Annotated in this window: 11 protein-coding genes; 9 read left to right on the forward strand and 2 right to left on the reverse strand. The window is 61.0% G+C overall.

What is annotated here, in order from left to right; translation table 11 throughout:
* The first annotated feature begins 181 nt into the window (after positions 1-181).
* The 5 genes from phaR to JAO85_RS00900 all read left to right on the forward strand — a co-directional run bounded on the left by phaR (position 182) and on the right by JAO85_RS00900 (position 5453).
* A complete protein-coding gene (gene phaR / locus JAO85_RS00880) occupies positions 182-727 on the forward strand; it encodes a polyhydroxyalkanoate synthesis repressor PhaR (protein WP_012837888.1) in 546 nt (181 codons plus the stop codon).
* Positions 728-942: 215 nt separating this feature from the next.
* The gene (locus JAO85_RS00885) at positions 943-2325 is read left to right on the forward strand and encodes a DUF1329 domain-containing protein (RefSeq protein ID WP_202787243.1); all 1383 of its coding nucleotides are present in this window, start codon (positions 943-945) and stop codon (positions 2323-2325) included.
* Positions 2326-2469: 144 nt separating this feature from the next.
* Positions 2470-3234 (forward strand): SDR family oxidoreductase, encoded by a 765-nt coding sequence (locus tag JAO85_RS00890; RefSeq protein ID WP_003063214.1) that lies wholly within the window; start codon positions 2470-2472, stop codon positions 3232-3234.
* Positions 3235-3383: 149 nt separating this feature from the next.
* Positions 3384-3776 carry a VOC family protein gene (locus JAO85_RS00895; protein ID WP_003063209.1) on the forward strand — a complete coding sequence of 131 codons (393 nt, stop codon included), beginning with the start codon at positions 3384-3386 and terminating at the stop codon, positions 3774-3776.
* A 420-nt stretch (positions 3777-4196) separates the two neighbouring features.
* Complete coding sequence (locus JAO85_RS00900; RefSeq protein WP_237734649.1) at positions 4197-5453, forward strand: tetratricopeptide repeat protein; 1257 nt, start codon at positions 4197-4199, stop codon at positions 5451-5453.
* 53 nt (positions 5454-5506) lie between these two features.
* Here JAO85_RS00900 and JAO85_RS00905 read toward each other — a convergent pair whose 3' ends face one another.
* Both JAO85_RS00905 and JAO85_RS00910 read right to left on the reverse strand, forming a co-directional pair.
* Positions 5507-5899: a VOC family protein gene (locus JAO85_RS00905; RefSeq protein ID WP_057092062.1), complete on the reverse strand. Its 393-nt coding sequence runs from the start codon at positions 5897-5899 to the stop codon at positions 5507-5509.
* A 129-nt stretch (positions 5900-6028) separates the two neighbouring features.
* Complete coding sequence (locus tag JAO85_RS00910; RefSeq protein WP_054073992.1) at positions 6029-6592, reverse strand: TetR/AcrR family transcriptional regulator; 564 nt, start codon at positions 6590-6592, stop codon at positions 6029-6031.
* A 193-nt stretch (positions 6593-6785) separates the two neighbouring features.
* On the opposite strand from JAO85_RS00910, the gene JAO85_RS00915 reads away from it, so the two are divergent.
* The 4 genes from JAO85_RS00915 to JAO85_RS00930 all read left to right on the forward strand — a co-directional run bounded on the left by JAO85_RS00915 (position 6786) and on the right by JAO85_RS00930 (position 13407).
* On the forward strand, positions 6786-7964 hold the full coding sequence (locus tag JAO85_RS00915; protein ID WP_034393084.1) for an efflux RND transporter periplasmic adaptor subunit: 1179 nt from the start codon (positions 6786-6788) through the stop codon (positions 7962-7964).
* A 64-nt stretch (positions 7965-8028) separates the two neighbouring features.
* Positions 8029-11175 (forward strand): efflux RND transporter permease subunit, encoded by a 3147-nt coding sequence (locus tag JAO85_RS00920; protein ID WP_054073993.1) that lies wholly within the window; start codon positions 8029-8031, stop codon positions 11173-11175.
* The gene (locus JAO85_RS00925) at positions 11172-12587 is read left to right on the forward strand and encodes an efflux transporter outer membrane subunit (protein ID WP_202787245.1); all 1416 of its coding nucleotides are present in this window, start codon (positions 11172-11174) and stop codon (positions 12585-12587) included. Before JAO85_RS00920 ends, JAO85_RS00925 begins: the two co-directional genes overlap by 4 nt.
* 328 nt (positions 12588-12915) lie before the next feature.
* Positions 12916-13407, forward strand: coding sequence for a sigma-70 family RNA polymerase sigma factor (locus JAO85_RS00930; protein ID WP_012837896.1), 492 nt, complete (start codon positions 12916-12918; stop codon positions 13405-13407).
* Positions 13408-13409 lie beyond the last annotated feature (2 nt).

Consider the following 13409-nt stretch of genomic DNA (forward strand, 5'->3'; position numbering starts at 1 on the left):
GTGAATAAATGGCAAAGACCTGATGCTGGCTGTGACGGTGGTGCGACTTTGTTGCAACACGGACAAGCTGGGTTGTCAGGGTTACTGCTTGCCGGTGAGGCTTGTGCACTGCCTAAAATCTGTTGCACTGCAATAGCTCAATTGACGACGGGGCCGACCCCCAGAACATAAAGGACTTGCGATGCAAGAAAGCAAAGAGGGCAAAGAGGGTGATGTCCAGGTGGGGAGCCAGCGAATCATCAAGAAGTATCCCAATCGCCGCCTCTACGACACCAATACCTCTTCATACATCACTCTGGCCGAGGTCAAGCAACTGGTCATGGATAGCGAGCCGGTGGTCATCAGGGATGCCAAGACCAATGAAGACCTGACGCGTTCCATCCTGCTGCAGATCATTCTGGAAGAAGAAGCGGGCGGGGCTCCCATGTTCTCCGAGGCAATGCTGGCCAACATCATTCGCTTCTATGGTCATGCCATGCAGGGCTTCATGGGGAGTTACATCGAAAAGAACGTGCAGATGTTCACGGACTTCCAAAGCAAGCTTGCGGGCCAGTCCCAGGGCATGAACCCCGAGGCCTGGAAGCAGTTCATGAGCATGCAGCCTCAAGCCATGCAGGGTTTGATGGGCAGCTATATGGAGCAGTCCCAGAACATGTTCACGCAGATGCAGGAGCAGATGCAAAAGCAGACGGAGCAGATGCTGGGCGTGTTCGGCATCAAGCGCTGAACGAAAACTGCTTTTCCCGAGCGGGCCAATGGCCCGCTTTTTTGTGTCTGTTGCTGGCTTCTGCCTGCGCTAGTCCTAATTGACGATGTTTGCGATTGTCGCCGGTCGAACAATGATTCCGTTGCTTCGGAATCGCGAGTGGGCAAGGAAGAAGAACGATAAAAGAAGTTCAATGACAGGTAGATGCATGGCGGATGCATCCAAGGAGACTAGGCATGAAGTTAGGAGAGGGCCCCCGTTTGCTGGCGGTCTTGGCTGCAGGTGTATTGTTTGTGGGGGGGGCTTGGGCCAAGGCGACGCCCGATGAGCTGGCCAGGCTGGGCAAGTCCCTGACCTGCACGGGAGGAGAGAAAGCGGGTACAGCCAGTGGTGTGCCCGAGTTCACGGGCAAATGGCTGGGTACGCCGCCCGGCATTCAATACAACCCGCATGCTGGCCAGCACCCGGTGGACCCCTATGCCGGTGAAAAGCCGTTGCTCACCATCACGGCTGAGAACCTGGCGCAGTATGGCGAGCGTCTGAGCGAGGGGCAGAAGGCCATGTTTGCCAAATACCCCAAGACCTATCGTATTCCGGTCTATCAGGGCCACCGTGACTTTCGCTTCTCGGATGCCGTCTGCGCGGCGGCCAGAAAGAATGCCCAGGATGCGGTGATGAACGCAGACGGTCAGGGCACAACGGGTGCGGTCAAGGGGGCGCTGCCCTTCCCGTTCCCCAGAAATGGACTTGAGCTGGCCTTCAACAATCTGCTGCCTTCGCGGGCTTTCACCGAACACACGCTGCGTGACAACGCCAATGTGTTGGCCGATGGCAGCATCGTCTGGGGTCGTGCCGATAATCGCGCTTTCAGTCAGATCAACGACCCGGCCAACGCAGGGCAGCCACTGGGCAGTCCCATGTCCCAGGGCATGAATGCGGTCAAGTTGCCCGAACGCGAGAAAGGCGGCGTCAGCGTGGTGTCCGAGCCGGTTGAATTTGGCAAGGAAAAGCGCCTGGGCTGGAGCTATGACCCCGGCACACGTCGTGTGCGCCAGATTCCAGAGTACGGTTTTGACCAGCCATTGTCGGGCACCGGTGGCAAGCTGACGATTGACTCCGATCGCCTGTTCAACGGCTCGCCCGAGCGCTACAACTGGAAGTCGCTGGGCAAGAAGGAAGTCTATGTGCCGGCCAATGCCTACAAGATTCACGGCAGCAACGTGAAGTATGCCGATCTGCTCAAACTCGGTCATGAAAACCCCGACTACATGCGCTACGAGCTGCGCCGGGTCTGGGTGCTGGAGGCTTCGCTCAAGGATGGCTACCGCCACATGTTCGGCAAGCGCGTGCTGTTCCTCGACGAAGATACCGGTCAGGCACTTATGAGCGATTACTACGATGCACGCGGCCAGCTGTGGCTGCAGGCGGTGGTCAATCATTACTACGCCTTCGACGCAAGGATCTGGCATGCGGGCACCAGCTTCTATCACGACCTGAACTCTGGCGGCTATGTGGCCTACAACCTGTTCCAGGAGCGCCCCCAGGGTCCCGTCTTGAACAAGGGCAATATGACTGCAGCCATGTTTACGCCCGAAGCAGCACGTAACGCAGGCAACTAAAAAATGAATCCGGCAAACAGCTTGTGGCGTAGTTTCTGTGGCTGCGGGCTTTTGCCATTCAAGTCAGGAGGCGCTTGCGCCTCCTTTTTTATGTGGCAGTAGCAATGCCCTGCTCAGGGCTTGGAAAAACAAGAGGAGACGTAGATGACAAATCGTTTGCAGGGCAAGGTGGCGCTGGTCACTGGTGGTGCCAGCGGTGTGGGTCTGGAGGTGGTGAAGTTGCTTCTTGGTGAAGGCGCCAAGGTCGCATTCAGCGATATCAATGAAACGGCGGGGCAGCAACTGGCGGCTGAATTGGGCGAAGGCTCCATGTTCGTCCGCCATGACGTGAGCAGCGAGACGGACTGGACGCTTGTGATGGCGGCGGTGCAGCAACGTCTTGGCAGGCTCGATGTGCTGGTCAACAATGCCGGCATCCTGCTGCCTGGTGATATGGAAACAGGGCGTCTGGAGGATTTCAGCCGCCTGCTCAAGATCAACACCGAGTCGGTCTTCATCGGTTGCCAGCAGGGCATTGCGGCGATGAAGCAGGCCGGTGGCTCCATCATCAATATGGCGTCGGTATCCAGCTGGCTGCCCGTGGAGCAATATGCCGGCTACAGCGCCAGCAAGGCTGCAGTGTCCGCGCTGACGCGCGCCGCCGCGCTGAACTGTCGCAAGCAAGGCTATGCGATTCGCGTCAACTCCATTCATCCCGATGGCATTTATACGCCCATGATGCAGGCTTCGCTGCCAAAGGGCGTGAGCAAGGAAATGATCTTGCATGACCCCAAACTCAACCGCGCCGGCCGCGCCTATATGCCCGAGCGCATCGCGCAACTGGTGCTGTTCCTGGCCAGCGACGAGTCCAGCGTCATGAGCGGTAGCGAGCTGCATGCCGATAACTCGATTCTGGGCATGGGGCTATAGATGAAAGTTTGAATCTGACCGCTCCCCGGAAGGCCTTGAAGCGTTTCAAGGCCTTTGCCGTTTTTGCTGAGTAGGATGATGCAGTCAATGGTCTTGAGCGGTAAAGATGCGACCGTTCAAATTCGGTTGGGTTTTGAGAGGATGCCTTCATGAAATTGGGTTACACAATCATCTACGTCCCGGATGTCTCGGCATCGCTGGAATTTTTTAGCCGGGCATTCGGCATACAACAGCGTTTTCTGCATGAGTCCGGAACCTATGGCGAGCTCGAGACAGGGCAGACCACGCTGGCATTTGCCGCCCATGAGCTGGGCGCGTTGAATTTTCCTGGAGGCCATGTCGAAGCGCACAGCTCTGCCAAGCCATTGGGATTTGAAATCGCGCTGGTCACGGAGGATGTCGAGCAGGCTCATCGGAGCGCGCTGAGCGCCGGCGCCATCGAGATGGCCGCTCCGACGGCCAAGCCCTGGGGTCAGATGGTGTCTTATCTGCGTTGCCCCGACGGCTGCGTGGTGGAGCTTTGTACGCCCATGGCTGGCTGATCCGCAGAGATGCTTGCCCGCAAAGGCGCAAGGTCCGGGCCTGGCTTTTCGCACTGTTTGCAATATCGCGAACATGCGACGCAAATTGCACCCCGGCGGAGTTTGACCGGGCAGATCTCTGTGTTGCCTGACCTGGGGGAGCCTCGAGCAGCAATGCTGTCCCGAGACAAGAGAGACTTCGCGGGCGTATAGCGGCTCTGTGGCTGCAGTCTAGGAATAGCCCCGTCGGCAGTCATTTCCGTGCTGAGGCGGGTCAGTATGGTTTTGATAGCTGCCAACGCTTTATGGACAAGGTATTGCTTCTATATACTCCCATTTTTTCTGTGAACAGGGGAAGCAATGCTTGCGCGATGGTCTGGTGCTTTGGTTCTGTCGGCTTGGCTGTCAGTTTGGGGCTGTGCGCAGGCTCAGCCCAGCGAAATGGTCAATGCCGCGAAGACAGGAGATGTCGCGGCACAGTACGAGTTGGGAAAAGCCTATCTTTACGGCAAGGGCGTGGAAAAGAATGCCGACGATGCCTTGCGCTGGCTGCGTCTGGCCGCAGAGCACAATCATGCGCCGTCCCAGTATCTGCTGGGTCTGGTCTATGTGCTGGGTGCCGAGGGTGTGAAAAAAGATCCTGAGGCAGGCCTGGCACACATTCATCAGGCTGCAAACGCCGGAAATCTCGATGCGCAGAACCTGCTGGGAACTATTTATCTAAAAGGCGAAGCGGTTGAGAAGGATGCCGCAACAGGTGTCGCATGGCTGGAGCGCGCCGCGCAACAAGGCTCTGCAACGGCACAAAATAGCCTGGGCTTTGTCTACCGCAAAGGCGAGTTGCTTGCCCAGGATTTGCAGGCCTCGTTTCGCTGGTATCTGATGGCGGCCCAGCAAGCCGATGTGCTTGCACAGTTCACCGTGGCCGAGATGTACTACCTTGGCGAAGGCGTGGAGAAGAATCGTGCCGAAGCTGCGAAATGGCTGACCCCGCTGGCAGACAAAGGCGTGCAGAAAGCCCAATTGCTGCTGGGAAAGATTTGCTTCGAAGGCCAGGGTGTGGCCCCCGACTACAAGCGGGCCGTGCTGCTGCTGCACGCTGCCGCCATCCGCGGCTCGGGCGAGGCTTACTATGAACTGGGCCGTCTGTTCGAGCAGGGAGAGGGCGAGTATCGCAACGAAAAAGAAGCGATTGCCTATTACACCCAGGCGCTGAAGTACCAGCATGCAGCGGCTGCGCAGCGGTTGGAGCAGCTCTCCGCTTCGTCGCCAAAGTCCGCAGAGTTTGCGCAGTCCATGGAATACATGGAGAACCTGAACTCGGCTCTCAAGGGCAATGTTCTGGCCCAGTACAACGTCGGTGTCTTTCAATATCTGGGCAAGGGCTTTGCGCAACCCAACTACACGGAGGCCGCCAAGTGGTTCACCATGGCAGCCAATCAAGGCTATGCCAAGGCCCAGTACAACCTGGGCACCTTGTACGAAAACGGCGAGGGTGTGGGCAAGAGCCTGGCTCAGGCGCTCAAGTGGTATCGGCTTGCCGCCGAGCAGCAGGATGCCCCGGCCCAGTACGCGCTGGGAACTTTGTATCGGGACGGTCTGGGTGTGAAGAAGAATGCCAAGCAGGCTCGTGAGTGGTTGCAGCGCGCCGCAGAGCAAGGCCATGCTCCGGCAAAAAAGGCTTTGGCACAGCTCTGAGCTGACAAGCGGGGGCCGTTTTCGGAGGCCCCGGCTTGCCAGCGCGAGGGCGGCTAGGCCGGCTCCGAGATCTCGATCAGGTTCAGGTCGGGGTCACGCACATAGATGGAGCGGATTTTCGATGTGGCTCCAGTGCGCATGACGGGGCCTTCGGCGATGGGAACCGACAACTGCTGCAGACGCGCGATAACTTCGTCCAGCGGCACCGAGGCCAGAAAGCACAGATCAAGGGCACCGGGTACAGGCGTGTGGGCCTTGGGCTCGAACTCGCGCCCTTTCACATGCAGATTGATCTTCTGCCGGCCGAACACAAAGGCCTTGCGCTCCACGGCCGGGGTGCCGCCGATGAAGGATTCCAACCGCATGCCCAGGACTTCGGTGTAAAAGCGTATGCATTGGGCTTCGTTGGCCGTGGTGAGAACCAGGTGGTCGAGGTGACTGATCATGACAAGGCTACTCTCTGGTTGTGAAAACGAGTGTGAAGGTACGCGAACTCGCGTTGCAGGGGAACGGCATGACCATGGTGCAGCTGGAGGCCGGCATGGCCGGTAAGGCTGCAGTCGGGGTCGATGCTGTCAGGCTGTCGCCGTCCCATCCTGGCGCATGACTCCCTGCAAAAACGCCTGCTCGGCAAGCTGTGCCAGCGGGGCGCGCGGGATGCGACCGCGGCGCTCGCCATCGATGAGCGCGATCACGGTTCCCAGCCACAGCTCGGTCAGCGTTGCGGCGCTGAAATCGATGCGGAACACGCCTTCCTGTTGGCCGCGCAGGAAAAAAGCGTCTACCTTGGGTTCCCAGATCGCATTTTCCTCCATGGGTTTTTCGACTTCATTCCAGTAATAGGTCAGGAACAGCGTGAATTCACGGTGTTCAAGATGCTTGGCATTGAGGCGCTTGAGGGCCTCGAGTACCGGGCCTTCCTCGATGCGGGCTTCGTCCAGCGCATTGTCCAGCGTGCGCAGGCTTTGTTCCAGCAGTCGCTTGATCAGCAGATCGCGCGTGGGGCAGAAGCGATAGAGCGTGGCCTTGCTGATGCCTATGGCCTTGGCCAGCTCTTGCAGCGTGGCGCGCGGGTGGTTGACCAGGGCCAGGGCCAGTGGGGGGAGGATTGCTGTGTTGTCGTGGGGGGCGGTCGTCATTCGTGGCTCCGGTTGGGGCGGATACGGATGAACCTATTTTGATTCAAGCGGCGGGCCTAAAAGCTTGGGATAGCAACTTTACTTGGTATCAAAATGCCATGAATCAATATAGGTCTTAATGAATCAAATTTGATTCAAAAAATATTTTCATGCATCATGCGCTTCTTTCAAGATTTGACAAGACTCAAAAGCCATGAAGAAGAAAAGCCAGAATGTGCGTGCCTGGTCGGCCCTGGCCGCATTGGCAGCCGCAATGATGTTGGCCGGCTGCATCAAGTCGGAAGCGGGCGGACCGCCTCAGGAATTGCCGCTGGTGGATGTGGTGACCGTCAAGCCCAGGGCGCTGAGCCTCAGCGCTGAGCTGCCCGGGCGCATCGAGCCCGTACGTGTGGCCGAGGTGCGTGCGCGGGTGCCGGGTATCGTGCTGAGCCGCAACTTCAAAGAGGGTGCCGATGTGAAGGCCGGAGAGGTGCTGTTCAACATCGACCCGGCACCGCTGCGCGCGGCGCTGTCGCGGGCCCGGGGCGAATTGGCGCGAGCCGAGGCCGCGCTCTCCGATGCTCAGTCCGTGGTGCGTCGTTACGAGCCGCTGGTGGAACAGGAAGCTGTGAGTCGCCAGGATTTCGACAGCGCCAAGGCCGCGCTGCACAGCGCCTTGGCCACGCGTCAATCGGCCCAGGCCGAAGTCGAGGCGGCACGCCTGAACCTGGACTATGCGACGGTGAGGGCCCCGATTGCGGGCCGCATCGGCCGTGCGCTGGTGACGGAAGGTGCCCTGGTCGGCCAGGGGGAGGCCACACCGATGGCAGTGATACAGCAGCTTGACCCCATTTATGCCGATTTCCGCCAGACCGCAGCGCTGGCCACGCGCTTGCGTTCACAGCAGCAGGGAGAGCAGTCGCAGAAGAGTGCTCCAGTGACGCTGGTGGCGGACGGCCTGGACGATAAGCGCCAGGGACGCATGCTGTTTTCGGATGTGACGGTGGATCGCGGCACCGGCCAGCTTGCACTGCGCGGTGAATTCCCCAACAAGGATGGCTTGCTGCTGCCCGGCATGTATGTGCGCGTGACCATGGGCCTGGGCGAGGATCCTGCGGCCATTCTTGTGCCTCAGCGTGCGGTGCAGCGCGGCGCCGACGGACTGGCCCATGTGCTGGTGCTCGACGAGAACGACATTGTGCAATCCCAGAAGGTGAGCACCGGTGCCATGTACGGCTCCGACTGGCATATCACCGAGGGCCTCAAGGAAAACGCCAGGGTGTTGGTCGGAGGCCTTGCGGCAGCCGTGCCCGGCACCAAGGTGCAGATCAGAGCTGCCGCTGCAAATCTCGCTGACGCTGTCAAAGATGCGGAAGTCACGGAAAAGAAATGAGCACTATGCGCTGGTCCTGCAAGCGCTGAATGCCAAGAAGACAAGCCTTATTCAAGGATAGACAATGTCCCGGTTTTTTATTGATCGCCCCAAGCTGGCCTGGGTGGTTGCGATCTTCATCCTGCTGGCCGGCCTGCTGGCGATCCCGGCCTTGCCCGTGGCGCAGTTTCCCAACGTGGCGCCGCCGCAGATCTCCATCTCTGCAACCTATCCGGGGGCGTCAGCCACCACGGTGATGGAATCGGTGACCAGCGTCATCGAGGAGGAGCTCAACGGCACCAAGGGGCTGTTGTACTTCGACTCGTCCAGCGGTGCCACGGGCCTGGCCGAGATCACGGCCACCTTCGCGCCGGGCACCGATCCCGCACTGGCCCAGGTCGAGGTGCAGAACCGCATCAAGAAGGCCGAGGCCAGACTGCCCGCATCGGTGATGCAGATGGGTCTGCAGGTAGAGCAGGCCAGCGCCAACTTCCTGCTGATCTATTCGCTGACCTACAAGGGTGACGACAGCGGCAAGAACGAGGTCCGCCTCTCCGACTATGCGGTGCGCAACATCAACAACGAGATCCGCCGCGTGCCCGGTGTGGGCAAGGTGCAGTACTTCGGCGCCGATGTCGCCATGCGGGTCTGGGTCGATCCGCAGAAGCTGCTGGGCTACGGCCTGTCGGTGGCCGACGTGAATGCGGCCATTGCCGCGCAGAATGCCCAGGTGCCGGCGGGCAGCTTCGGCAGCCAGCCCGGATCGTCCGAGCAGGAACTCAGCGCCACGATTGCCGTCAAGGGAACGCTGAGTTCGCCCGAGGAGTTCGGTCAGATCGTGTTGCAGGCCAGGGCCGATGGCTCGGCCGTGCACCTGGCCGATGTGGCGCGTCTCGAAGTCGGCCAGCTCGACTACAGCTTTGCCTCGCGCGAGGACGGCCACAAAGGAGTGGCGGCCGCCGTGCAACTGGCACCTGGTGCCAATGCTATGCAGACCGCCAAGGCGGTCAAGGCGAGGCTAGCCGAGCTGTCGCAGAACTTCCCCGACGATATTCAGTACGCAGTGCCCTACGACACCTCGCGCTTTGTTGAGGTCGCCATCGGCAAGGTGATCCAGACCCTGGTCGAGGCCGTGGTGCTGGTGTTCCTGGTGATGTGGCTGTTTCTGCAGAACCTGCGCTATACGCTGATTCCCACCATCGTGGTTCCGGTGTGTCTGGCCGGTACCCTGGCGGTGATGTATGCGCTGGGCTTCTCGGTCAATATGATGACCATGTTCGGCATGGTGCTGGCCATCGGCATTCTGGTCGACGATGCCATCGTGGTGGTGGAGAACGTGGAGCGTCTCATGGCCGAGGAGGGGCTCTCGCCGCTGGCCGCCACCGTGCGCGCCATGCAACAGGTCTCGGGGGCCATCGTCGGCATCACGCTGGTGCTGGTGGCCGTGTTCCTGCCTCTGGCCTTCATGAGCGGCTCGGTGGGCGTGATCTATCGCCAGTTCTCGCTGTCGCTGGCGGTCTCCATCCTGTTTTCTGGCCTGCTGGCGCTGACTTTCACGCCGGCGCTGTGCGCCACGCTGCTCAAGCCTGTTGCCGAGGATCACCACAAGGAGAAAAAAGGCCTCTTCGGCTGGTTCAACCGCCACTTTGCCAAGCTGACCGAGCGCTTTTCGCTGCTCAACCAGCGTCTGGTCAGGCGCACAGGCCGCTATATGCTGATCTATGCGGCCATCGTGGGCGGGCTGGGCTTTGCCTATACGCGCATGCCCGAGTCCTTTGTGCCTTATGAAGACATGGGCTACTACATCGTCAGCGTGCAACTGCCTCCTGGTGCGACCGAAGCGCGTACCGAGGCCGTGGTGCGCGACATGGAAGCCTATGTGCAAAGCCGCCCCGCGACGGCCCAGGCCGAGTTCCTGATGGGCTACAGCTTTTCGGGCATGGGGCAGAACGCGGCCATGGCCTTCGTCACGCTCAAGGACTGGTCCTTGCGCGGCAAGGGTCAGGCGTCGTGGGACGAGGTCCAGGCCTTCAACCAGCGCTTCGGCAGCTTGTCCGACGGTGCGGCCATGGCGGTGGACCCGCCACCCATCGACGGCCTGGGCAATTCCGGCGGCTTTGCGCTGCGTCTGCAGGACCGCGCCAATCTGGGCCGTGAGGCCTTGGTTGCCGCGCGCGACGAACTGCTGAAGAAGGCCAATGCCTCGCCGGTGATCGCCTACGCGATGATGGAAAACCTCGAAGACGCGCCGCAGCTGCGCCTGGACATAGACCGGCGCAAGGCCCAGGCCCAGGGCGTGAGCTTCGCGAGCATCAGTGCCGTGCTGTCCACGGCCTATGGCTCGGCCGTGATCAACGAGTTTCCGAATGCGGGGCGCCTGCAGCGCGTGGTGGTGCAGGCCGACACGGCAGCGCGCATGACGCCCGAGGCCCTGCTGCGGCTGTATGTGCCCAATGCCCAGGGCGAGCAGGTGCCGCTGGCCTCGTTTGCCAGCGTGGAGTGGGAGCAGGGGCCGGTGCAGATCTCGCGCTACAACGGCTATCCGGCCTTCCGTATCGCGGGCGATGCCAAGCCCGGCCACACCACGGGTGAGGCCATGGCCGAGCTCGAACGCATCCTGGGTGAGATGCCGCGCGGCATAGGTTACGAGTGGACGGCGCTGTCCTATCAGGAAAAGGCTGCTGGCGCACAGGCTCCCAAGCTGTTCGCACTGGCCATCGTGGTGGTGTTCCTGCTGCTCGTGGCCCTGTACGAAAGCTGGAGCATTCCCGCAGCCGTGATGCTGATCGTGCCCATAGGGGCGCTGGGCTCGGTGCTGGCCACCTCGGCGCTGGGTCTCTCGAACGACGTGTACTTCAAGGTCGGCCTGATCACCATCATCGGCCTGGCGGCCAAGAACGCCATCCTGATCGTGGAGTTCGCCAAGGACCTGCACGAGCGCGGCCATTCGCTGGCGGAAGCGGCATTGCAGGCAGCCCGTTTGCGCTTCCGCCCCATCGTGATGACTTCGCTGGCCTTCATCCTCGGGGTGGTGCCGCTGGCGCTGGCCACCGGGGCGGGGGCCTCCAGCCAGGCCGCCATCGGTGTCGGCGTGATCGGCGGCATGCTCAGCGCCACCTTGCTGGGCGTGCTGTTCGTGCCCATCTTCTTTGTCTTCGTGCTCTCGCTGCGGCGCAAGCGCCCCGCAGTGCCGGAGGAAAAAAACACAGACTCCGAAGGAGAACCCGTATGAACGGGCGAAACACCATGCGTACCGCGACGCTGACGCTGATTGCCGCGATGCTTGCCGGCTGCTCTTTTGCACCGACCTATGAAAGACCTGCTGCGCCCATTCCCGGCAACTGGAGCGCGGCATCATCGGCCTCGGCTGCATCGATGCAGAGCTTGCACTGGAAGGATTTCGTGATCGATGAGCGCCTGCGCTCGCGTATCGAAACGGCGCTGGCCAACAACCGCGATCTGCGCCAGACGCTGCTCAATGTGCAGACAGCACGAGCGGCCTATCGCGTGCAGCGTGCGGACCAACTGCCCGGTCTGGAAGCGCAAGCCAGTGGCAACCGCCAGCGCCTGCCTGCCGACCTGAGCGGCACAGGAGCGGCCAGGGTGCAGAGCAACTATCAGGCAGGCGCCGGGCTGATGGCTTTCGAGCTCGATCTCTTCGGCCGCGTGAGCTCGCTGTCCGAGGCTGCGCTGATGGAATACCTGGCCACCGAGGAGGCCGCGCGCAGCGTGCAGATCAGTCTGGTTGCCGAAGTGATCCAGGCCTCGCTGGCGCAGGACAGCGCGCGGCAGCGCCAGGCCCTGGCGCTGCGCACCTTGCAGGCGCGCGAGAAGGAATGGCAGTTGATGGGCGAGCGTCGCAAGACTGGCATGGCCAGCCGCCTTGACGAGCAGGAGGCTCAAGGCCAGCTCGAGCAGGCGCGCGCCGAAGTCGAGCGCTTCGAGCGCGAGCTGCGCCAGGCCGGCAATGCTCTGGACTGGCTGGTGGGTGATGGCAGGGTCCAGGCGGCAGCGGATCTGAGCGCCACGCCCCTGGTGCAGGAGATAGGCCCGGGTCTGCCCTCAGATCTGCTGGTGCTGCGCCCCGATATCCGCGCCGCCGAATATCAGCTGCGCTCACGCAATGCAAGCATAGGCGCGGCGCGGGCCGCGTTTTTCCCGCGCATCTCGCTCACGGGCTCCTATGGCTCGGCCAGTGCCGAGCTTGGCGATCTGTTTGCCGGCGGCCAGCGCTCCTGGTCCTTCATGCCGCAGCTCAGCTTGCCGATTTTCGATGGCGGCCGCAACCGCGCCAATCTGGAAATCGCGCAGCTACGCAAGGACATGGCGGTTGCCAGCTACGAGCGCAGCATTCAGACGGCGTTTCGTGAAGTCAGCGATGCACTGGCCTCCGTGGAGACGCTGAGGCGCGAGGAGCTTGCGCGCCAGCGCCTGGTGCAGACCAGCGCGAATACGCTCAAGCTTGCCGAGCTGCGCTATCGCGCGGGGGTGGACAGTCATCTGCGCTATCTGGATGCGCAGCGCACGGACTATGCGCAGCAGATGGCACTGATCGAGGTCAGCGCGCAGCGGCAGATGGCCCTGGCCACGCTGTTCAAGGCCTTGGGTGGTGGCTGGCAGGCCAGTCCTGGAACCCAAGGTTGAGTGCGCCTAACCCGTTCGCTGCATGAGAGGAGCGTTGGTGTGGCCTATGAAGCCGCTCCAACGCTCATGAGACTCAGCCAGATTGGACGGATGGGCCGAGTCTTGCTTGGCCTCTGAAATCAAGGAACCGAGCCGGTCGTCGAAAGCCGTGCGGTTTGCAGGGTGCTGGTGAATTTGTTGGCGATGAGGGGATGGCCGGCAGGCGAAGCACAGGCCGAGCCGAAATTCCCCAAAAACCACATCTATTTCATTTTTGACTCTGATCGATAATAATTCTCATTATCAAAAATGAGTAACGCATCGTATCTTGTCATACCCATTCCGCTCCTTGACCGACGTGGCCAAGATTTATGGAGAGCATCACCCCTGGCTTTTGGGCTGGCTGAGGCGCAAGCTCGGCGGAGCTGATCATGCCGCGGATCTTGCGCAAGATACCTTTGTGAGAGTGCTGGCTGCCCAGGCGGAGCAGCGCGCGCTGGTGTTGCGCGAACCGCGTGCCTATCTGACCACGGTGGCGCGCAATCTGCTCATCAATCATGTGCAGCGGCTGTCGCTGGAGAAGGCATGGCTGGACGCGATGGCCCAGTTGCCGGAGCCTCTGGCGCCTTCGCCCGAGCAGCAGTTGCTGGTGCTGGAGTCATTGCATCAGGTCGATGCCATGCTCAACGGCTTGCCACCCAAGGTGCGCGAGGCGTTTCTACTATCCCAACTCGATGGTCTGAGCTATGCACAGGTGGCAGAGCGCCTGGGAGTCACGTCTCGCACCGTCAAGCGCTATATGGCCCAGGCATTCGAGCAGTGCATTTTGCTGGTGATTTGAGT

The sequence above is a fragment of the Comamonas sp. NyZ500 genome, assembly GCF_016772095.1.
Classification (GTDB): Bacteria; Pseudomonadota; Gammaproteobacteria; order Burkholderiales; family Burkholderiaceae_C; genus Comamonas; species Comamonas thiooxydans.

Bases quoted from the DNA above. Each gene is read 5' to 3' on its own strand.
- JAO85_RS00910 (WP_054073992.1), bottom strand. From the start codon at position 6,592: ATGACGACCGCCCCCCACGACAACACAGCAATCCTCCCCCCACTGGCC.
- JAO85_RS00905 (WP_057092062.1), bottom strand. From the start codon at position 5,899: ATGATCAGTCACCTCGACCACCTGGTTCTCACCACGGCCAACGAAGCC.
- JAO85_RS00885 (WP_202787243.1), top strand. From the start codon at position 943: ATGAAGTTAGGAGAGGGCCCCCGTTTGCTGGCGGTCTTGGCTGCAGGT.
- JAO85_RS00895 (WP_003063209.1), top strand. From the start codon at position 3,384: ATGAAATTGGGTTACACAATCATCTACGTCCCGGATGTCTCGGCATCG.
- JAO85_RS00920 (WP_054073993.1), top strand. From the start codon at position 8,029: ATGTCCCGGTTTTTTATTGATCGCCCCAAGCTGGCCTGGGTGGTTGCG.
- JAO85_RS00890 (WP_003063214.1), top strand. From the start codon at position 2,470: ATGACAAATCGTTTGCAGGGCAAGGTGGCGCTGGTCACTGGTGGTGCC.
- JAO85_RS00915 (WP_034393084.1), top strand. From the start codon at position 6,786: ATGAAGAAGAAAAGCCAGAATGTGCGTGCCTGGTCGGCCCTGGCCGCA.
- phaR (WP_012837888.1), top strand. From the start codon at position 182: ATGCAAGAAAGCAAAGAGGGCAAAGAGGGTGATGTCCAGGTGGGGAGC.
- JAO85_RS00925 (WP_202787245.1), top strand. From the start codon at position 11,172: ATGAACGGGCGAAACACCATGCGTACCGCGACGCTGACGCTGATTGCC.
- JAO85_RS00900 (WP_237734649.1), top strand. From the start codon at position 4,197: ATGGTCAATGCCGCGAAGACAGGAGATGTCGCGGCACAGTACGAGTTG.